The organism is Tatumella sp. JGM118 (assembly GCF_018257515.1).
Classification (GTDB): domain Bacteria; phylum Pseudomonadota; class Gammaproteobacteria; order Enterobacterales; family Enterobacteriaceae; genus Tatumella; species Tatumella terrea.
Genome location: NZ_JAERJR010000005.1, coordinates 94563 through 115136 on the forward strand (window position 1 = coordinate 94563; position 20574 = coordinate 115136).

At 52.1% G+C, this 20574-nt stretch carries 23 protein-coding genes; 13 read left to right on the forward strand and 10 right to left on the reverse strand.

The features are described from left to right. Positions 1–108: 108 nt before the first annotated feature. Genes ftsX through ftsY form a run of 3 tightly spaced genes read right to left on the reverse strand, consistent with a single transcriptional unit; the run spans position 109 to position 3460 of the window. A complete protein-coding gene (gene ftsX, locus JK223_RS07370; RefSeq protein WP_212713548.1) occupies positions 109–1137 on the reverse strand; it encodes a permease-like cell division protein FtsX in 1029 nt (342 codons plus the stop codon). Further along, positions 1134–1796, reverse strand: coding sequence for a cell division ATP-binding protein FtsE (gene ftsE / locus JK223_RS07375; RefSeq protein ID WP_025901527.1), 663 nt, complete (start codon positions 1794–1796; stop codon positions 1134–1136). Before ftsE ends, ftsX begins: the two co-directional genes overlap by 4 nt. Before the next feature lie 5 nt (positions 1797–1801). Continuing rightward, positions 1802–3460, reverse strand: a complete 1659-nt coding sequence (ftsY, locus tag JK223_RS07380; protein ID WP_212713549.1) for a signal recognition particle-docking protein FtsY — start codon at positions 3458–3460, stop codon at positions 1802–1804. A 243-nt stretch (positions 3461–3703) separates the two neighbouring features. Here ftsY and rsmD point away from each other — a divergent pair, with 243 nt between their 5' ends. Together rsmD and JK223_RS07390 are read left to right on the forward strand one after the other, a co-directional pair. After that, complete coding sequence (gene rsmD / locus JK223_RS07385) at positions 3704–4303, forward strand: 16S rRNA (guanine(966)-N(2))-methyltransferase (RefSeq protein WP_212713661.1); 600 nt, start codon at positions 3704–3706, stop codon at positions 4301–4303. Positions 4304–4305: 2 nt separating this feature from the next. After that, a complete protein-coding gene (locus JK223_RS07390; RefSeq protein ID WP_212713550.1) occupies positions 4306–4575 on the forward strand; it encodes a DUF1145 family protein in 270 nt (89 codons plus the stop codon). Between the two features lie 23 nt (positions 4576–4598). On the opposite strand, the gene JK223_RS07395 is transcribed toward JK223_RS07390, so the two are convergent. Beyond that, positions 4599–4958 (reverse strand): DUF2500 domain-containing protein, encoded by a 360-nt coding sequence (locus JK223_RS07395; RefSeq protein ID WP_212713551.1) that lies wholly within the window; start codon positions 4956–4958, stop codon positions 4599–4601. A gap of 166 nt (positions 4959–5124) precedes the next feature. Between JK223_RS07395 and JK223_RS07400 the strand changes: the two genes are divergently transcribed. Next, positions 5125–5754 carry a lysoplasmalogenase gene (locus JK223_RS07400; RefSeq protein WP_212713552.1) on the forward strand — a complete coding sequence of 210 codons (630 nt, stop codon included), beginning with the start codon at positions 5125–5127 and terminating at the stop codon, positions 5752–5754. 19 nt (positions 5755–5773) lie between these two features. Here JK223_RS07400 and tusA read toward each other — a convergent pair whose 3' ends face one another. Then, positions 5774–6019: a sulfurtransferase TusA gene (gene tusA / locus JK223_RS07405; RefSeq protein WP_212713553.1), complete on the reverse strand. Its 246-nt coding sequence runs from the start codon at positions 6017–6019 to the stop codon at positions 5774–5776. A 208-nt stretch (positions 6020–6227) separates the two neighbouring features. Between tusA and JK223_RS07410 the strand changes: the two genes are divergently transcribed. From JK223_RS07410 to hemB, 4 genes are all read left to right on the forward strand, one after another. After that, positions 6228–6899: a 7-cyano-7-deazaguanine/7-aminomethyl-7-deazaguanine transporter gene (locus JK223_RS07410; RefSeq protein WP_212713554.1), complete on the forward strand. Its 672-nt coding sequence runs from the start codon at positions 6228–6230 to the stop codon at positions 6897–6899. Positions 6900–7005: 106 nt separating this feature from the next. Further along, positions 7006–7563, forward strand: a complete 558-nt coding sequence (locus JK223_RS07415) for a DcrB family lipoprotein (protein WP_212713555.1) — start codon at positions 7006–7008, stop codon at positions 7561–7563. A 384-nt stretch (positions 7564–7947) separates the two neighbouring features. Then, entirely contained in the window at positions 7948–9453 is a 1506-nt protein-coding gene (proP, locus tag JK223_RS07420; RefSeq protein WP_212713556.1) for a glycine betaine/L-proline transporter ProP, read from the forward strand. A 124-nt stretch (positions 9454–9577) separates the two neighbouring features. Beyond that, positions 9578–10561, forward strand: a complete 984-nt coding sequence (hemB, locus tag JK223_RS07425; RefSeq protein ID WP_212713557.1) for a porphobilinogen synthase — start codon at positions 9578–9580, stop codon at positions 10559–10561. An 83-nt stretch (positions 10562–10644) separates the two neighbouring features. Here the strand turns inward: hemB and JK223_RS07430 are convergent, their stop codons facing one another. The 5 genes from JK223_RS07430 to dnaT form a co-directional block, all read right to left on the reverse strand. Then, a complete protein-coding gene (locus tag JK223_RS07430; RefSeq protein ID WP_212713558.1) occupies positions 10645–11307 on the reverse strand; it encodes an epoxyqueuosine reductase QueH in 663 nt (220 codons plus the stop codon). Between the two features lie 233 nt (positions 11308–11540). Next, positions 11541–12098 (reverse strand): NADPH-dependent FMN reductase, encoded by a 558-nt coding sequence (gene ssuE / locus JK223_RS07435; RefSeq protein ID WP_212713559.1) that lies wholly within the window; start codon positions 12096–12098, stop codon positions 11541–11543. A 158-nt stretch (positions 12099–12256) separates the two neighbouring features. Beyond that, positions 12257–12487 carry a tautomerase PptA gene (gene pptA, locus JK223_RS07440; RefSeq protein WP_212713560.1) on the reverse strand — a complete coding sequence of 77 codons (231 nt, stop codon included), beginning with the start codon at positions 12485–12487 and terminating at the stop codon, positions 12257–12259. 124 nt (positions 12488–12611) lie between these two features. Further along, positions 12612–13352: a DNA replication protein DnaC gene (gene dnaC, locus JK223_RS07445; RefSeq protein ID WP_212713561.1), complete on the reverse strand. Its 741-nt coding sequence runs from the start codon at positions 13350–13352 to the stop codon at positions 12612–12614. Next, the gene (dnaT, locus tag JK223_RS07450) at positions 13352–13897 is read right to left on the reverse strand and encodes a primosomal protein DnaT (protein ID WP_212713562.1); all 546 of its coding nucleotides are present in this window, start codon (positions 13895–13897) and stop codon (positions 13352–13354) included. Before dnaT ends, dnaC begins: the two co-directional genes overlap by 1 nt. 187 nt (positions 13898–14084) lie before the next feature. Between dnaT and JK223_RS07455 the strand changes: the two genes are divergently transcribed. The 6 genes from JK223_RS07455 (at position 14085) to JK223_RS07480 (ending at position 20079) form a co-directional block, all read left to right on the forward strand. Then, entirely contained in the window at positions 14085–14681 is a 597-nt protein-coding gene (locus JK223_RS07455; protein WP_212713662.1) for a DNA-3-methyladenine glycosylase I, read from the forward strand. 85 nt (positions 14682–14766) lie between these two features. Then, positions 14767–15789, forward strand: coding sequence for a LacI family DNA-binding transcriptional regulator (locus tag JK223_RS07460; RefSeq protein ID WP_212713563.1), 1023 nt, complete (start codon positions 14767–14769; stop codon positions 15787–15789). 140 nt (positions 15790–15929) lie between these two features. Continuing rightward, positions 15930–16679: a sugar phosphate isomerase/epimerase gene (locus JK223_RS07465; RefSeq protein ID WP_212713564.1), complete on the forward strand. Its 750-nt coding sequence runs from the start codon at positions 15930–15932 to the stop codon at positions 16677–16679. Positions 16680–16822: 143 nt separating this feature from the next. Then, the gene (ghrB, locus tag JK223_RS07470) at positions 16823–17800 is read left to right on the forward strand and encodes a glyoxylate/hydroxypyruvate reductase GhrB (RefSeq protein ID WP_212713565.1); all 978 of its coding nucleotides are present in this window, start codon (positions 16823–16825) and stop codon (positions 17798–17800) included. A 96-nt stretch (positions 17801–17896) separates the two neighbouring features. Then, the gene (locus JK223_RS07475) at positions 17897–19141 is read left to right on the forward strand and encodes a valine--pyruvate transaminase (RefSeq protein ID WP_212713566.1); all 1245 of its coding nucleotides are present in this window, start codon (positions 17897–17899) and stop codon (positions 19139–19141) included. Positions 19142–19176: 35 nt separating this feature from the next. Then, positions 19177–20079 (forward strand): EamA family transporter, encoded by a 903-nt coding sequence (locus JK223_RS07480; protein ID WP_212713567.1) that lies wholly within the window; start codon positions 19177–19179, stop codon positions 20077–20079. Positions 20080–20574: the final 495 nt, after the last annotated feature.

Consider the following 20574-nt stretch of genomic DNA (forward strand, 5'->3'; position numbering starts at 1 on the left):
AATGTGAATAGTTCTGACGGGACACCGGAGGTACAGCGGGGAAATTATCCTCTGCTCCCCGACACATGGCAACAGAGGATAAGTATAGCAAAAAAACATTTCTCCGGATTACTGGGGTGTAAAACGGCGTAAATGTTGTGCCGTCGCAAGCCAGGCGGCAATCCAGCCGACAATGGCCGACACCAGCAGCAGCAGCAGGGCCTCGTCGAATGAAAATCCTTTCAAATCAAAGGACGTACTGAAGACACTTGCCACATGAGACACAACCGATTCAAGGCGGAACACCAGGATCTCGGAGAGGATCAGCGAAACAACGGCGCCGGACAAGCCCAGCATGGCACCGCCATAAACAAAGGGTCGTAAGATAAAACCATCCGTCGCACCGAGAAGTTTCTGTACGTTGATGGTATCTCTGCGGGCAAAGATACTGAGCCTGACGCTATTACCGATGACGAGGAACACCGCCACCACCATCAGTAACCCAATCATCAGTGCCACCTGACCGACCAGACCCGTTAAGGCGGATAATCTGGCAAACCAGCTATCATCCATACGTACCTGGTCAATACCACTCACTTTCGCCACCCGATCACGCAATGTATTCATGGTGTCTGAATTCTGGAAGTTGAGTTTTGGCGTAATGATCGCCACCGCCGGCAGGGGGTTCTGCTCCAGCATATCCATTGCGCCGCCGAATCCGGACCAGTTACGGAACTCGTTCAGGGCTTCTTCGCGACTCAGATAATCAACATGTTCCACACCGTCGGTCTGTTTCAGCTGATTAATCACATTCTGCGCAGCATCATCATCCAGTGTTTTCGACAAATAGACCGTCAGCTGCGGCGCCGGGTACCATTCGTTAGCCGCCTGGTCGACGTTCTTCCACACGATATAACACACACTCGGCAGCGTCAGTGAGATAGCAATAACCGTGACCGTCAACAGGGTGGCCAATGGCTGGCGTAACATATCGGACAACATTCCGCGCCAGGCATAGTGCCATTGTTCCTGCCAGCCACCGCGCAGTGCTTTCTCTTTCGACACCCGTTTAGGTTTTGGCTTCGCCCGGGGCCGGGCGGCCGCGGCCGGTGCTTTTTTAACCCGGCGGTTTACCTGATTACCCTTGCCAAACTTCATGCCACTCCCCCATGTAATCGTCCCTGACTGAGGGTCATAACACGATAATTCCTACGGGAAATAAGAGACATATCATGAGTTGCCATCAGGACAGTGACACCGACGCGATTAAATTCTTCAAATAAGCGCAGTATATCTTCCGATAATGCGTGATCGAGGTTACCGGTCGGTTCATCCGCCAGCAATAATGCCGGTTTATTGACAACGGCTCTGGCAATACCGACACGTTGTTGTTCACCCCCGGAGAGCTGAATCGGGAAACTCTTCGCTTTATCAAGCAGGCCAACTTTATCCAGAGCCGCAGAGACCCTGCGGCGAATATCTTCACCGCTGGCACCGGAGATAATTAACGGGATAGCAATGTTGTCATACACGGTTCTGTCCATCAGCAGATGGTGATCCTGGAAGATCATGCCAATCTGACGGCGCAGAAACGGCACCTCGCTGTTGCGTAAACGCGTTATATTATGTCCGCTAAACCAGATTTGTCCGGCACTGGGGCGCTCGATCCCGCAGATAAGCTTGAGTAAGGTACTCTTACCTGCCCCGGAATGACCGGTCAGAAACGCCATTTCTCCCTGACGCAGATGAAAATCTACGCCCTGAAGCGCCTGGCGTCCTCCCAGATATGCTTTACTGACCTCTTCAAAGCGAATCATCCAAATTAGTCCTCTCGGGCAAACAATGCCTCTATAAAATCGCCGGCCTTAAATGGCCGTAAATCATCGATGCTTTCTCCGACACCGATGAATCGGATAGGAATACCGAACTGGTCTGCCACAGAGAAGATCACCCCCCCTTTCGCTGTACCGTCCAGCTTAGTCAGTGTAATACCGGTCAGGCCTACCGCTTCATGGAATAACTTAGTCTGGCTGACGGCGTTCTGCCCTGTGCTGGCATCAATGGTCAGCATCACTTCATGCGGAGCACTGTCATCCAGTTTACTCATCACACGGGTGATCTTTTTCAGCTCTTCCATCAGGTGCGATTTATTCTGTAACCGGCCTGCGGTATCCGCAATCAGGACATCAATACCACGGGATTTAGCGGCCTGAATGGCATCAAAAATCACCGAGGCTGAATCCGCACCGGTATGCTGGGATACGACCGGAATGTTGTTACGCTGTCCCCATACTTCCAGCTGCTCTACCGCGGCGGCACGGAAAGTATCCCCGGCGGCCAGCATGACCGATTTTCCTTCCGACTGATACTGACGAGCCAGCTTACCGATAGTGGTAGTTTTACCCACACCATTGACACCGACCATCAGAATAACAAACGGTGTTTTTCCTTCAATATCCAGCGGTTGCTCGACCTTATCCAGAATAGCAGACATTTCCTGCTTCAGAATGCCATACAGCGCTTCAGCATCGCGCAGCTGTTTACGGCTTGCCTGAGCGGTGAGGTTACTGATGATTTTACGGGTAGTATCAACGCCAACATCGGCGATAAGTAGTTGTTCTTCAAGCTCTTCGAACAGGTCGTCGTCGATTTTTTTTCCGCGGAACAACCCGATAAAACCGGTACCGAGGTTCTGTCGTGTTTTGACCAGACTGCGTTTTAAACGGGCAAAGAAACCTTCACGGGCAGGTCGTTCCTGCTCGGTAATAATGCCTGTTTCTGCAACGGTCTCTTCACTCTCTTCCGGACTAATCTTAGACGATTCCGCCGGGGTTTCCGGCACGTCTTCGATCAGTTCCGGCTGTTCAACGAGTTGCCCGTCGTTAGTTTCCGTCGCCGGCGGAATGTCAGGGGCGGCTTCCGGGGTCGGCTGTTCGGCTTCCACGCGTTCAATCGCCGGAGTGGTAATACTCTGAGTGACCGGCGCTACCGACTGCGGTTGTTCAATAATGGTACCCGGTAATTCCGGTTCTACCGGCTCAGACAGTGCCGCTTTATCGGCGTCAGAGATCAGCGGTTTGCTTTCCGGCACCTCTGCCCTGTCAGGTTCTGCCTCGTGAACGGCCTCAGTCTCGTCAGGCGCTGCGTCATGAACGGCCTCTGCCCTGTCAGGTTCTGTCTCGTGAACGGCCTTAGTCTCATCAGGCGCTGCGTCATGCACCCGGGGCTCGTCTACCGCCTCAGGCAGGGAAGGCGTTGCCTCCGCAGGCTCCCCGGCCACAGGTTTCGGTGTGCTCTCATCCTCCCCGGCTGCCTCTTCCTTTGCCGGGAGGTCCGGTACGTGTTCAGGTTCTGCAGGGACGCCTGGTTCAGCGGTCACATCCGCTGTTTCTTTTTGTTGTTCTTCAGGCTCTGCATTTTTCTCTTCATCACGACCAAAGCCCAGCCAGGAGAAAAAGCCCCGTTTTTTTTCTTTTGCCATTATGCAGCAACACTCCTTTCGGCCCGAACCAGGAAGATGAACCCCTTCCGTACAGAGATATTCGGGACTTCTGTTTAATTTATCAAATACCTGCCAGTTTTATGCTGCCGTCAGGTATCGCGAACGCATGGTCTGATAGTCTATCATTTTCCAGGCATTGCATTACAGCACCCTTTTTTACCGTTTCTTATCACGCCAGTGCCCGCTAAACTAAGCCACAAATTATGAAGAGTTGTGATGAATATGAATAAACATTCCCGGGGGCCGGCAAGTGCCGGACAGGTACGCATTATTGGCGGACAATGGCGCGGCAGAAAACTGCCGGTGCCGGTCAGTGCCGGGCTTCGCCCGACGACCGATCGGGTTCGGGAGACACTGTTTAACTGGCTGGCCCCGGAGATGGCACAGGCACGTTGTCTGGATTGTTTTGCAGGCAGTGGCGCTCTGGGTATTGAAGCCCTTTCCCGTTATGCCGGCCACGTCACATTGCTGGAACTGGATCCTGCCGTCGCCCGACAGCTGACCGCCAATCTGCAGACCCTTAAAACGACACAGGGTCATGTGGTTCAGGGCAATACATTACAATGGCTGAACAGCCCCGGAGAACCGTACGATATCGTCTTCGTGGACCCGCCCTTCCGTAAGGGCCTGCTGAGTGACACCCTCACTCTGCTGGAAAGTAAAGGCTGGCTGTCCGCAGAGGCCATGATTTATATCGAATGCGAGACCGAACATGCGCCCCCTGAGGTGCCTGCCAGCTGGCGACTGTACCGTGAAAAAGTCGCAGGGCAGGTGGCTTACCGGCTATATCAACGTTGCGTTTCTGACAGGCAAGGAGAATAAATATGTGGGTCATTGGCGGACGTATCCTGATGGTTTTCGTCTGGCTTTTTTTGCTGATGAATATTGTTCATCCCGCACCGAAGCCTCTGAAGTATTTCATTGATGTGGCATTATTTTTTATGGTGGTCATGCATGGCCTGCAGCTGGTACTGCTGCGTGCCACACAGACCAAAGATGCCCCGGCACTTAGCGGATTTACCCAGCTAAAAATCTTCTTTTTCGGGGTATTCGAACTGCTTTCCTGGCAGAAGAAAAACTACCCCGGTAAATAAGTGCATTAAGGATCGGTCGGGGATTAATGCGTCCCCGGCGTGAAGCTGATAAAGCGCGTTCCCTGCATACGTAAAGCCCCGGTAGTGCCGGGAATGCAGTCATTATATTGCGCTTCGTTCACCGGCACGGTAAAGGTTTCGCCTACCGGCTCGCGACGGAAGGTGATCTCATAGCGGAGGGTTTCGCCGGCGATCACCTCACGTTGCCGTGAATGCCGGTCCGGAGAAGGATATTCGCGCTTACTGACAATAACCGCCTGCTGAGTCACGACCGGGGAGGCATCATTTTTAGCGGTTTCATCCCGTTGTCTGAAAAACTGATGCCCGGCCAGCAACGCAATGGCAACAATGACAATCATAAAAATCAGCGGCGGTCTGGTCATCCGGTCATCCTTACAAAATCGCTTTCTGAAAAATCCGCATCATTTGCCTGCATTTTTTGCCGATCACAGTAATAATCGTTGAGCAATGTCAGTGGCGAAACGGAGCCGTAGTCATCACAGTATTCTCCGCTCCCGGCCAGATTTAAAGAGGATTAAGGAAGAAAATATGCTTTGGTCATTTTTTGCAGTGCTGTTTTCCGGCTGGCTTTATATTGATGCTTCCTACCGGGGGCCCCGCTGGCAACGCTGGTTGTTCAAACCGGTGACGTTTTTACTGATGCTGGCCTGGGCCTGGCAGGCACCGACCCGTTCGGTGGTCGATTACTTTATTCCCGCCGGGTTGATCGCGGCGATGGCCGGTAGCCTGCTGTCCATGCTTACCCGCCGGCAACTGTTATATGCCTTTGGCGCGATGTTCCTTTCTTCTTTGCTGTATACCCTTAACCTGACCCGCGGGATTTCTTTCGGTGTCTGCTGGCCGGTACCGCTGACGTTACTGGTCATCGGCCTCGTCGTATTGGGGATTATCTGGAGCCGGCTGGAAGAGTTGCGCTGGCCGGTATGTACAATGCTGACGATGACACTGGTGATGTGCTGGGCTGCGTCATTGCAATATTTCAGCCATCAGACCGATGAAACGTTATCTCTGATGGCAGGCGCAGATTTACTGTTACTGGCACATATTTGCGGACTGGTCAGCCTTTTCCGTCGCCGTTTCGCCGGAGACCGCGCCATCTGCGAGGCATTATTTATTATCGGACATTTTATGATAGTCCGCTCGCTGTGGGTCTTTTAGCTTCCGGTCAGCCGGGTGATTAGACGCCCTTGCGGAGCAGATAGCGAAACGGTGACTGCGCGGTATCCTGCGCCAGTAACGTATGCTCCATAAAGCGGCAGAACCCCGGGATATCGCGTGTGGTCGCGGGATCATCCGCCACGATGAGCAGGGTTTCACCTTCCTGCATATGACGGATAGTTTTACGCACCAGCATCACCGGCTCGGGGCAGCGCAGACCCAGCGTATCCAGGGTATGGTTGGCCTGACTAAAAAGCTCACTCATGGGGTTCTCTGATTATTATTACGGAGGACTATTCTACCTCCGGTCACAGGGACAGACAATTCCCGACGCCCCTTCCCCTTGCATTACCCGGTTAAGCAGGTAATATGCGCCGCCTTGTGGCACCGCCACGGTTCCATGAGCGACCGTTCATCGATACACTCATCATTGAATTAATGGGTTCCCTCACCCCCACTTAAAAAGGTCTGACATGATTGCGTTTAATTCCCGCCAGCGTCTGCGTGCGCGCATTGTATTATCGGTTTTTCATTTACTCATTATTACTTCCAGTAATTACCTGGTGCAGTTGCCTGTGAATATCTTCGGGTTTCATACCACCTGGGGAGCGTTCAGTTTTCCGTTTATCTTTCTTGCCACCGATCTGACGGTAAGGATCTTCGGTGCTCCGTTGGCCAGGCGCATTATTTTCCTGGCAATGCTGCCCTCACTGCTGATTTCCTACCTGATCTCTTGCCTGTTTTATCAGGGAAGCTGGCAGGGCTGGGATGCGCTGCAACATCTGAATATCGTCGTTGCCCGCATAGCCCTGGCCAGCTTTATGGCTTATGTCCTGGGTCAGTTGCTGGATATTCATGTGTTCGACCGTCTGCGTCGGCTTTCCCGCTGGTGGCTGGCCCCGGCGGCTGCGATGTTTTTCGGTAATATCAGCGATACCTTCGCTTTTTTCTCTATCGCCTTTTACCACAGCAGCGATCTGTTTATGGCTCAACACTGGGTCGAAATCGCGCTGGCCGACTATAGCTATAAGATACTGATTTGTATGGTATTCTTCCTGCCTGCCTATGGTATCCTATTGAATACCCTGCTAAAAAAACTTTCCGGAAATATGCAAGGCAAAACGGCACGATTCAGCCGATGCTGAATGACCCTGGTCATAAGAGCAGCTAAGATTTGGTGACAAACAACAGATTGATTTTCTTTTCCGTTTTCGTTGTGATCACTGATGTGGACTATTAAAAGGAATTCAGATGCGTAAATTTATCAGATATCTCAGTGTCGGATTGCTGGTCATCGGCCTGGCCGCCTGTGACCAGAAGAAAGACGATACCTCTGACAATCATAGTGCGGCAGCTTCACAGCAGGCAGCACAAACCATTACTCTGCCAGCAGGCAAACTCAGTTTTACCCTGCCGTCAGGTATGACAGATCAGACAGGTAAGCTGGGTACAACGACCAACAATATGCACGTGTATGCCAACAGTAATGGCCAGCAGGCGGTTATCGTGATCGTCGGTTCCCAAACCAGTGACGGACTGGACGTACTGACACAGCGCCTGGAAGAGCAGCAACGTAACCGCGATCCACAGTTACAGGTGGTGTCTGATAAAGCGATCACTCTGAGCGGTCAGCCGGCACAGCAACTCGATACGGTAATTTCTGCGAAAAATCAGACTAACTGGTCTACGGTCGTCATGACTAAAGTCGGCGGTCAACTGGTGACTCTGCAGATTTCATTACCGGCCGATAATCAGGCACAGTCGCAGACGACGGCTGAGGATATTGTTAAGACCATCACCCTTAACTGATCCTTCCCCGTGTTTATCACGTTTTCTTATGGCAAAGCGTGATAAACACCCTTAACCCTGTCGGGTTATCGCTAAACTCCCCGCCCCACCCCGCCTGCATAAAAAATAAAACCTTATTAATCATAAAATAAAGAAAGTCTTTCGTGCGTCAGGTACCGGAATCCGTCAGACACGCGCTGCCTGTTTTCTGACCGCCCATGACTTCCGCCATAGATTAAAGTTATACTTATGGCCGCATGACAATAACCGCTCTGCGGTTTTATTGTCCGCCAGGATGCGCCGAAATGCTGATTAGCCATTATGCTTACTGCCCCGGTAATATTTACTTACACTCATCGCCGGGCGACCTTCCTGACCGTTTATGAACAAAATACAGGTATGCATATGAAATTACGTAGGAAGCGTATAAAACCCATCGAGATTGATGACGTCACCATTATTGATGACACCCGGCTACGTAAAGCAATTACGGCTGCATCGCTGGGGAATGCTATGGAGTGGTTCGATTTCGGGGTTTACGGATTCGTCGCCTATGCCTTAGGGAAAGTCTTTTTCCCTTCCGCATCACCCGGCATTCAGATGATTGCAGCTCTCGCGACTTTCTCAGTACCGTTCCTTATCCGCCCGTTAGGGGGATTATTTTTCGGTATGCTGGGAGATAAATTTGGCCGGCAAAAAATTCTGTCGGTCACCATTGTTATCATGTCTGTCAGTACCTTCTGTATCGGTCTGATCCCATCGTATGCCTCGATAGGGATCTGGGCGCCCATCCTGCTGTTGATAGCAAAAATGGCGCAGGGTTTCTCTGTCGGAGGGGAATATACCGGTGCCTCTATCTTTGTCGCGGAGTACTCTCCGGATCGTAAGCGCGGCTTTATGGGGAGCTGGCTGGATTTCGGCTCCATCATCGGGTTTATCCTCGGGGCCGGTGTCGTGGTCTTAATTTCTGCCATTCTCGGTGATGAGCGATTCACTGAATGGGGCTGGCGTTTACCTTTCTTCCTGGCGCTGCCGCTGGGGGTTGTCGGGTTATATCTGCGTCATGCTCTGGAAGAGACACCGGCCTTCCGGCAGCATGTGGATAAACTGGAACAGGGAGACCGTGAAGGCCTGCGTGATGGTCCTAAGGTTTCCTTCAAATCTATCGCCACCCGCCACTGGAAAAGTCTGCTGGCCTGCGTAGGACTGGTCATATCCACAAATGTGACCTATTACATGTTGCTGACCTACATGCCGAGCTACCTGTCGCATAACCTGCACTATTCCGAAGACCACGGTGTGCTGATTATTATTGCGATTATGATCGGTATGCTGTTCGTCCAGCCCGTGATGGGCATGCTCAGTGACCGTTTCGGACGCCGTCCGTTCGTGATTATTGGCAGTATTGCGCTGTTCTTCTGTGCCATTCCGGCATTTATGCTGATCACCAGTAATGTCCTGGGCCTGATTTTTGCGGGTTTACTGATGCTGGCGGTGATCCTCAATGCCTTTACCGGGGTCATGGCTTCCACCCTGCCGGCGATGTTTCCGACCCGGATCCGCTACAGCGCTCTGGCAAGCGCCTTTAATATTTCTATATTGATTGCCGGTCTGACGCCCACCCTGGCTGCCTGGCTGGTGGAAGCGAGTAATAACCTGATGATGCCGGCTTACTATCTGATGGTCATTGCCGTGATCGGATTGTTCACCGGGATCTTTATGAAAGAAACGGCAAACAAACCGCTAAGCGGCGCCACCCCGGCCGCCTCTGACCTGGAAGAGGCGCGGGAAATTCTTCAGGAGCACCACGACGATATCGAACATAAAATCGAAGATATCGACGAAGAAATCGCGCGTCTGGCAGCCAAACGTAAAAATCTGGTTCAGCAGCACCCGGATATTAACGAATAATGTTTTTTCCTCCCCCGGCAGTGTGCCGAGGGAGGTTTGCCCGGTAATTGGCACACAGAGCATCGTCCCGCCGTCATAAAAGGAGTACACTGAATCAACATTTCTAATCAGTGCAGAGTGAAAAATGTCCGACTTTTCTATTGTGCAGCGTCCGAGAAGACTGCGTAAAAACGCCTCCGTCCGTGAGTTATTCAAAGAAACTTCCCTGAGCCTGAATGATCTGGTCCTGCCTATCTTCGTTGAAGAAGGGCTGGATGACTATCAGGCAATCAACGCCATGCCTGGTGTGGTACGTATCCCTGAAAAACGACTGGCTTACGAAATTGAACGTATCGCTAACGCGGGTATCCGGTCCGTGATGACTTTCGGGATTTCACACCATCTGGATGATACCGGGAGCGACAGCTGGGCCGAAAACGGGCTGGTCTCACGGATGTCCCGGATCTGTAAAGAGACGGTGCCGGAAATGATCGTCATGTCAGATACCTGTTTCTGTGAGTACACCTCCCATGGTCACTGCGGTGTGATCTGTGACGGAGCAGTACACAATGATCAGACGCTTCACAATCTTGGTAAGCAGGCCGTGGCCGCTGCCCGTGCCGGGGCTGATTTTATCGCACCCTCCGCGGCAATGGACGGACAGGTGAAAGCGATTCGGCTGGCACTGGATGCGGCCGGATTTACGGACACCGCGATTATGTCTTATTCGACAAAATTTGCGTCCTCCTTCTATGGTCCGTTCCGTGAAGCCGCCGGTACCGCGCTGAAAGGCGATCGTAAAACCTATCAGATGAACCCGATGAACCGTCGCGAAGCTATCCGTGAATCCTTACTGGATGAGGCAGAAGGTGCAGACGCATTGATGGTAAAACCGGCAGGCCCTTATCTGGACGTCATCCGGGATATCCGTGAACGCACAGACCTGCCTCTGGCGGCTTATCAGGTCAGTGGTGAATATGCGATGATCAAATTCGCGGCTCAGGCGGGCGCCATTGATGAACAGAATGTGGTACTGGAGAGTCTGGGTGCCATCAAACGTGCCGGTGCAGATATTATCCTGAGCTATTTTGCGCTGGATTTGGCCGAGAAAAAAATTCTGACCCGCTAACGTTACACATCCGGGGAGACTGGCTACGCTTCTCAGGTAAAAAGGCGTCCTTTGGACGCCTTTTTTGCAGGGGTAACCCGTGATTATTTATTATCTTCGGGTTCGTAATACTGTACACCAATCGTAATACGTTCACGGCCTGTCGCGACCCGATGGCGGTTGGTATCACGTAACGAGTAGATACAGCCGCAATATTCCTGCTGGTAAAAGCGTTCACGCTTGCTTATCTCGATCATCCGCGCGGAACCGCCGCCTTTACGCCAGTTGAATTCCCAATACATCATTTCAGGATAATTCGCGGCAGCACGAACGCCACAATCATTAATCTGTTTCATGTCTTTCCAGCGGGAAATGCCCAGTGACGAAGTGATCACCGGAAAGCCATTTTCATGGGCATACAGCGCCGTACGTTCAAAGCGCATATCAAAGCACATAGTGCAACGCTCTCCGCGCTCCGGAGACCATTCCATGCCTTTCGCCCGCTCAAACCAGTTGTCGCGATCATAGTCAGCATCGATAAAAGGTACGCCGAACTTCTCTGCAAAACGAATATTTTCTTCTTTACGCAGTTCATACTCTTTCAGCGGATGAATATTCGGATTGTAGAAAAAGATGGTGTACTCAATTCCCGAAGCCAGCATGGCTTCCATCACTTCCCCTGAACATGGCGCACAGCAGGAGTGCAGTAAAACTTTATTATGACCACCCGGCAGCGGCAGTGGTTTTCTTTCGAAAGCGTCAGACATACTCAGATTTCCAAAACGTAGCAACAGCGAAAATGCATCATCCGGGACAGACCCGGATGCAAAGTGTACAGCATATTGTTATCGGATTCTGTTCAATACGCCAGTCCGCTGTATCTGAATCGCCATTTTTACACAAATGAATGAAAAAACGGGCCATCATTTCAGGTGACACCGGGGGGGAGACGGAGGTAACAGAATGCCGGACGGTATTTTATCATCGTCCGGCAGAATGATCAGCTGACCAGTGCCGCCGGCAACGGGGCCTTTAGCCGGCGGATAGCCTGCAGGAAAGTCTCCAGTTCTTTATTCAGTCGCCCGGTAATCATGTCAGCTATCCGTGCCTGAGGCCCGTCCTGGATAACCTGACTGTCATCGGCAAAGACGCCCTGCAAGATATCCCGTGCTTTCAATGTACTCAGTACCGGTTTCAGGGCGTAATCAATCGCCAGCATATGTGCCTGGCTGCCCGCGGTGGCCAGAGGAAGTACCACTTTATTCTCCAGGGCACGTTCCGGTAGCAAATCCAGTACCGTCTTCAGAACCCCGGAATAAGACGCCTTATACACTGGCGTGGCGATAATAATACCGCTGGCGCTGGCCAGATCTTCTTTGAACAGCGTCATTGCCGGCGCATCAAACCGGGCCTGAATCAGGTCATCCGGCTCAAAATGCTGAATATTCCACGGGATCACCTCAACCCCGTGCGATTCCAGAATATGCTGGCTGTATGTCAGTAAAGACGTGGAGCGTGATGGAAACCGGGGACTCCCGGCCAGAGTGATCACCCGCATCTTTTTCCCCTTCTCAATGTGCTGTCACCCGCAGGAAAATTTAAGCGAATAATGGCAGAGAGAGGCAGACAGGAAAAATAATATATCCGGCAAAGCTATTGCCGGTTTTTGCTAACCCCCGGAATACCCGGGGATATCCGGCGACGGCACGCAGGCTCTCAGAGCTGGTAGTCCGGGGCTTTGATCAGTTGTGCCATTTCGGGTGCGATTTGCGTCTCCCAGACCGACGATTTCCATTCTTCCCGGGGAACATATTTCAGCGCAATACTGACGGCACCGTCGCGGCACTCCAGATACTGCTGCATGAGCTGTGTTATCGCATCGGCGAATTCTTTCGTCTGCTCCGGCGTCAGTTCACGGGGAAATGATTTAATTTCAATGTGCGGCATCGGTTATCCCTTCTGTCAGATAAGACCCTGGCGGGCTGTCGTTCAGATAATGACACCGGAAATTTTGCGAAGAAAGAAAAATTATCATGCCTGCCGCGACGGGCAGGCGAAGTCGGGAGAGGTATTAATATTCATCACCGCGAACGCGGTCACGGTAGCTGTCCCAGTCAAAACGCACCCACATACTGTTCCCCAGTCGCATCCTGTCCATCACCCTGTCGCCTAATAACGCATTCATCCCTTCATGGTTCAGATTAGAGAGCATGCCTGTCGGTCGTTTGGAGGACGAGCGGCGGTCAACAATCTGGTTAATAATGACTTTTTCGTAGCGGGATTCGGTCTGCATACCAATTTCATCGATCACCAGCAGGTCAACACTGCTCAGGTCATGAATTAAGCGTTCTTCCGTCAGCGTGCTCCCCCCGCTAAATGTCCCTTTCATGTTAGACATCAGGTCAGCGACCGTCACGATCAGAACACTCTTACCGCGCAGGATAAGATCATTACCAATAGCCGCCGCCAGATGGTTTTTGCCGGTGCCGGGACGGCCGGAAAAAACAAAACTGGCAATACTGTGTTCAAATTCCGCGGCATACTGACGCGCCATCGCCAGAGCTTTACGCTGTCCTTCACTTTCCACACGGTAATTATCAAAGGAACAGTTCATATGCAATTCACGGATACCGGAACGCCCCATGATACGCTGCATTTTCATCGCCCGGTTTTCGCGAAAGACGGCTTCTGAACGCAGGCGGCCTTGCTCCTGGTTCCAGGCCAGCAAATCTTCCCCCCGGGTGAACTTAGGTTTTACCCCATCAGGCATTAAACGTTGTAATCGGCTAAAAAGATTTTCCGGTGTTTTCATTATTCACCCCTGAAGCCATTTGGCGTCTGACGATCCGGTTCAGCCACTTCCGTCAAATCACGGCGGGTCTGGCTGAATTTATTCACCCGGCCGGTCTGCAGAGATCGCGCCAGCTTCTGCTGCCACTGAATATGATGGAAAACCCGGCCTTCGGCCTGCCAGTAGGCGGTAAAGGCTGCAAGCTCTTCATCGCTGACTGGCTCACTCAGCGCGATACCCCAGAGCGCCGCCTGGCGCAGAAAATCTGCGTCGGGTTGCCAGCCGTGATACATAGGGAATTTGCCGGCCGGTGCGCGAAAAACCGGCATAGCCGCCGCAGAAGGCTCAAAAAACTGGTCATCCAGTGCGACATCTGTCGGATGCGTTAAGGCAGCCTCCGCCGCTAATAACTCCGCCAGCCGCCCGGCCGTGAGTGCATACATGACCGGGGCATTATTATTGAAAACCGCAAGCGTTCCCCGTTCGGCGCCTTGCAGTGCAGAAAGCGGATCCTGGCTGAACTCGTTCAACCCAATGATCGTTGAGGATAAAAGTTTAACCGGCATGATGAAACCTGACTCTGTAGAATTATCCGGCCCCGACCCCCCCGGGTGCCTCGGGGCGACTATACCTATAGTGTACCAAGTTTGTCGTCATGGATCGCAAAAACATCATGTAATTGTTCTTCTCCCGGTGACTTCTGCCGGTCAGTATGACATCTCTGTCAGGAAACCCAGGACCCTTGCTATGAAAATTCAACGCTGCCGTTGGGTCACTCACGACCCGTTATATATTGACTACCATGATCATGAATGGGGGGTCCCGCAAAAAGATCCTCAGATATTATTTGAAATGCTCTGCCTCGAAGGTCAGCAGGCGGGGCTCTCCTGGATCACCGTACTGAAGAAACGGCAAGCCTATCGCCAGCTTTTTAGCGGATTTTCGGCACCGGCGATGGCCGCTCTTACTTCGGCCGATATCGATTTGTTACAACAGAATCCTGCGATTATTCGACACCGCGGTAAAATAGAGGCTCTGGTCAGTAATGCAAATGCCTTACTGGCAATGGAACAAAAGGGTGAGTGTTTTTCTGATTTTGTCTGGAGCTTCGTTAACCACCAGCCCATCATTACCCGTTATCTTCGGTATGAGGATGCGCCGACCTTTACCCCTGCATCGGTCAGGCTGGCTAAGGAATTGAAAAAGCGGGGGTTCAGATTTACAGGGCCGACCATATGCCATGCTTTTATGCAGGCAACAGGGATGGTTATCGATCATCAGACTGACTGCTTCTGCCATCCGGATAACCGTGACAAACCGTCGCCGGAGACCGTTTCAGATAACGGATAAGCGACCGGCAGGGTCGAATATATACCGACAGACAGGCATAATCAGCGCCTCATGCCGGTGAGAGGCAGCGTAAACAGGAGACGTAATGACTAGCAGGCCACCACGCGCCACGATAAGCGATGTTGCCAAAGCCGCAGGAACCGGGAAAACCAGTGTCTCCCGCTACCTGAATGGTGAACAACAGCTGTTATCCCCGGCCCTTAAGGCCCGGATAGAACAGGCTATTTCCGAACTCAATTACCGGCCAAGTCAGATGGCACGCAGCCTGAAACGTGGCCGTACACGGTTAATCGGGCTCATCATTGCTGATATTACTAATGCCTACTCCGTGGAGGTCATGTGCGGTATTGAAGCTGCATGCCGTGATTACGGATTCACATTGTTAATGTGTAATACCAATAATGAGGTAGCACTGGAACAATACTATATTCAGTTACTGAGCAGTTATCAGGTTGAAGGACTGATTATTAATGCGGTAGGGATGCGCGAAGAAGAACTTAATCAGTTGCTACAATCCAGGCTACCGATGACATTGATAGACCGTAAAATCGATAACTTCGAGTGTAATGTCATTGGTCTGAAAAACCATGAGGCTGCACAGCAGCTTACCCGGCATCTGGCCGGTAACGGATTTAAATCATTATTGTTCCTCAGTGAGCCGATTGCCAGTGTCAACACCCGCCGGGAGAGGCTGGAGGCCTTCCGCCAGACAGTCGCGGAATATCCGGATATTTGCGGCGAAAATGCAGAAATAAGCCTGAATCAGCCGAAAAAATTAGGTGAATGTCTGCGGGAATTTCTGCGCAGGCACTCACCTGAACACTGCGCCATCATTGCTGCTAACGGGTCAATGACGCTCGAAGTTGTGAAAGCGTTACGGGCCGAAGGACTGGAGTGTGGTAAAGATATTGGCCTGGCCGGTTTTGATGAGATGAGCTGGTCTGCGCTGGCGGGGCCCGGTATTACGACGCTGAAACAGCCGACCCACCAGATAGGCTACAGTGCGCTGCAGAGTGTTATCAGTATGATAAAACAGAACGATACCGCCCCTGCCGACCAGTTTTTTAGCGGTGAATTAGTGGTACGCGGTTCCAGCCATCCCCTGTGAGTCTGCGGCTCTGATGTCCGGTTAATCATTTTTTGTTACGGAGATGAAAAAATTAGCGCTTTACCGGCCGGTTATGGAACCAGTACCATCCTGATCAGATAAGCGCTGAAACTGCCCGGCACTGATGTCAGGAGGGAGTGATGAGTACCGAGATTATCGTAGTTACCGGAGCCTATGGCAGGCAACAGGTCGCGGCTGCAGGCGGGCAACAAGCTCTGCTACCGGTGATTGAACAATCCGGTGCCAGCGGTGTTGAAATCCGCAGGGAGCTGTTTTCAGCCCCGGAGTTGTCACAATTACCTGCATTGTCGGCCGCGATAAAACAACACGGGCTAACGGCTTATTATTCTGTTCCGGAGCCACTTTTCACGACCGCCGGGACGATTAACCCGAATCTTCCGGTCTTTTTCGCGGAGGCCGGGACCCTGAATGCCCGCCTGCTGAAATTTTCGGCCGGATATCCGGCTGGCAATCTCCCGGCGGAGCAGCTGGCAGAAAAACTGGCGGCAAGCCCTGTCCCCGTGACGGTCGAAAATGATCAGACTGACGGTGGAACCCTTGCCGCCATGCGTGAATTCTTTTCCCGTTTCGGCCGGGTTCAGGCCATCGCCGGAATGACCTTTGATACCGGAAACTGGTACTGGACCGGCGAGTCACCTCACCAGGCCTGCCGGGAACTCTCAGCCTGTGTCAGTTATATTCATCTGAAAGCTGTCCGGAAAGATAAGCACGGTTTCCGCGCTGTCCCCCCGGACCCGGACGATGAGCACTGGCAAACACTGCTTACCGCTCTCCCGGCGAATGTGCCGCGGGGGATCGAATTCCCGTTAACCGGAGACGACCTGGTGGCCGTCACCCGGCAGTATGTGAACCTGTTTCGTCATTCCTGACCCTGTTTAAGGTTATCCGTCTGCCTGAACTTCCGTCCCGTCAGACAGGTCGCCTGTCGTGTTATACCGGCCCTGCATGGCTGTCATGCCGGAACCGGAGTATGCAGTCATACCCTACAACTTCACCATGGAGATAAACCGGAATGAAACCCTCTGTCATACTTTATGAATCACTCCCCGCAGACCTGCTCTCCCGCCTGAGCGAACAGTATCAGGTCACTGAAATCAGTGCGCTGAATGCTGAGACGGTGGCTGAACATGCCGATGTCTTTCGTCAGGCAGTCGGACTGCTCGGTTCCGGCGGAAAAGTTGATCAAACCCTGCTCGACAGTATGCCCGCCCTGAAAGCCTGCTCTACCATTTCAGTCGGTTATGATCTGTTCGATGTTGATGCGTTAAACGCGCGTAATATCGCACTGATGCACACCCCGACGGTGCTGACAGACACAGTAGCGGATACGATTATGGCTCTGGTACTGGCCAGCGCGCGCCGTGTGACTGAACTCGACAGTTGGGTGAAAGCCGGCAAATGGACCAAAAATATTGGCCCGGAACAGTTCAGTATCGATGTACACCATAAAACCCTCGGTATCGTCGGTATGGGCCGTATCGGTAAAGCCGTCGCACAACGTGCCCGTTTCGGTTTTGATATGGAAATACTGTATAGCGCCCGTTCGGCGCATAAGGATGCTGAAGAGCGCTTCTCAGCCACCCGCTGCGAACTGGATGAGTTACTGAAAAAGAGTGATTTTGTCTGCATTATTCTGCCGCTGACCGATCAGACACGGCATATGATTGGCGCCGGACAACTGGCACTAATGAAATCCAGCGCGATCCTGATTAATGCCGGTCGTGGCCCGGTGGTGGATGAACAGGCCCTTACACGTGCACTTAAAGAGAAAGCAATTTACGGTGCCGGTCTGGATGTGTTTGAACAGGAACCTGTCCCGGCACAGGCTGAACTGCTGACCCTGCCAAATGTGGTGACCCTGCCGCATGTGGGCTCCGCCACCCATGAGACACGATATGCCATGAAAAAGGATGGCGTGGAGAATCTGCTTGCCGCTTTGTCCGGCCAAACCGACAAAAATTGTGTCAATTCCTCCGCCCTCAAAAAGTAAGAGACGGCGCAGGAGAGATTAAAACACATTACCATTGCGCCCGCTGATAGCGGGCGTTATGGTGGAGATACCTTCGGCTAACTTTATATTTCAGCGATGAATTTTTCTCAGTTCGGTCACAAATTTACCCGTCAGAATGGTATTACCCGTTTAATGGAAGATATGGGGACAGGCTTACGCACTCCCGGTACAGTCATGCTGGGGGGCGGGAATCCTGCCAAAATTCCGGAAATGGAAGGTTATATTGAAACGTTGCTGGCCGATATGCAGCAGAGCGGTCAGTTAACAGAAGCCCTATGTAACTACGATGGCCCGCGGGGTAAGAGCGTATTACTGGAAAGCCTTGCCGCAGAACTGAAAGAACACCACGGCTGGGATATCACCGCAAAAAATATCGCCCTGACAAATGGCAGTCAGAGCGCTTTTTTCTACCTGTTTAATCTGTTTGCCGGTACACGAGAGGACGGTCAGAAACGTAAGGTTCTCTTTCCTCTGACACCGGAATATCTGGGATATGCGGATGCCGGTCTCGAAGAAGATCTGTTTGTTTCCGCCAGACCAACGCTGACCCTGCTGCCTGAAGGACAGTTCAAATATCATATTGATATGGATAATCTGACTGTCGGGGATGATATTGGCCTGATTTGTGTTTCCCGGCCCACCAACCCGACCGGTAATGTGATTACCGACGCAGAGTTAGCCAGTCTCGATACGCTGGCCAGGCAGCACGATATTCCGCTACTGATCGATAACGCCTACGGTTTACCTTTCCCCGGGATCATCTTCACCGAAGCCAGTGCCCTGTGGAATCCGAATATTATTCTGTGCATGAGTCTGTCCAAGCTCGGTCTGCCCGGTGCACGCTGCGGTATTATTATTGCCGGCGAAGACACCATTAACGCGCTGGGAAATATGAACGGGATTATCAGTCTGGCCCCCGGCAGTATCGGCCCGGCGATCGCCAACGAAATGCTCTGTCGTAAGGATCTTCTGCGCCTGTCTGCAGAGGTGATCCGGCCTTATTATCGTCAGAAGGTGACAGAAACCATTGCGATTATTCGCCGCTATCTTCCGGAAGAGCGCTGTCTGATCCATAAGCCGGAAGGGGCTATTTTCCTCTGGTTATGGTTCCGTGATCTGCCGGTGACGACAGAGGAACTTTACCACCGTCTGAAAGCGCGTGGTGTATTGATGGTCCCCGGACATTTCTTCTTCCCGGGACTTCAGGAAGAGTGGCCTCATGGGCATCAGTGCATGCGGATGAACTATGTTCCTGAGAATAAAGAAATCGAACGTGCAATGATTATTCTGGCCGATGAACTGGAACAGATCTGTCGTTGATTCTTATCGATTAACTGACTATGTAAGAGTCAACTATGCGCCTTAAAGACCTGCTTCTGGCTTTGTGTGTTGTGATTATCTGGGGTATTAATTTCGTTGTTATCAAAGTGGGCCTTGAAGGTATCCCCCCCTTTTTACTGGCAGCACTGCGCTTCCTGCTGGTCGCTTTTCCCGCGTGTCTGTTTATCAGGCGGCCTGCGGTCCCTTTTAAATGGCTGCTGGTGTATGGCCTGACCATCAGTTTCGGTCAATTTGCTTTTCTGTTTCTGGCCATCAAACTGGGGATGCCTGCCGGGCTGGCCTCACTGATACTGCAGGCACAGGTATTCTTTACCTTACTGTTCGGTGCCTTTTTCCTGCGGGAGAAACTGCACTGGTATAATTTTGCCGGGTTACTGGTAGCTATTATCGGGATGGTCTTCCTGGCAGAACAGAGTCTGACGCCAGGCGTCAGCGATGCGATGTCACTGACCAGCCTGTTGCTAACGCTGGCTGCCGCGCTCTGTTGGGGGCTCGGTAACATCAGCAGTAAAATAATCATGCGTGACCATCCGGTACCGGCAATGTCGCTGGTCGTCTGGAGTGCATTTATTCCTGTCGTGCCATTTATACTGTGCAGCCTCGTATTTGAGGGTGCCGGGAACGTGCTATACAGCCTGACGCATTTTTCCGTCACCGGCATATTCTCCGTCATTTACCTGTCGCTGCTCTCGACAATTGTCGGCTATGGGCTTTGGGGGGCTTTACTGGGGCGTTATGAAACATCGCGGGTAGCACCGATGGCGTTACTGGTACCGGTGGCCGGGATCCTTAGTGCCTCATTTTTCCTGCATGAAACCATCAGTCCCTGCCAGATGCTCGGGATTATGGTGATCATCGCAGGCTTACTGATCACCACCTTTGCGGGCAGATTAAAAAAGCTTCGTCCCCGTCACTGACCGGAGCTCCGCCGGTAAAAATGCCGTGAACCCGCGGCATTGTTTACTTATCTGCCGGACCGGCCATCCTGCGGAACAAGTAATCTCAATACGCCACCGCCTGGCGTTTTTCCCGGGATACCCCATGCAGGGTAATACCGGGTAAGCCTTTCGCCAGCCAGACCGCCCGCGCCGCAGGAAAATATTTACGCTGAAACGGGGACTCCGGCGTCCGCGCTTTATTACTCCGGCAGTGTCTTTTCCCCTGCTCAGTAAAACGAACATCACAGCTACTCGTGAGCGATGATGGGTCAGCCGGGGGCTACGATTGTAATATGTCACAGACGCCTATTCCCCGTGTATTCTTCCGTCAGCAGGCTGAAGCAAATACCGGCAGATTAACGTAAAAACCCGTCTCATCCGTAACGATATATCGATTACCATCAAATACTCCACATAAAAAACCAGAAAATAACCATTACTGAGACTAACCATCTTTCGACACCAGTCATAAAA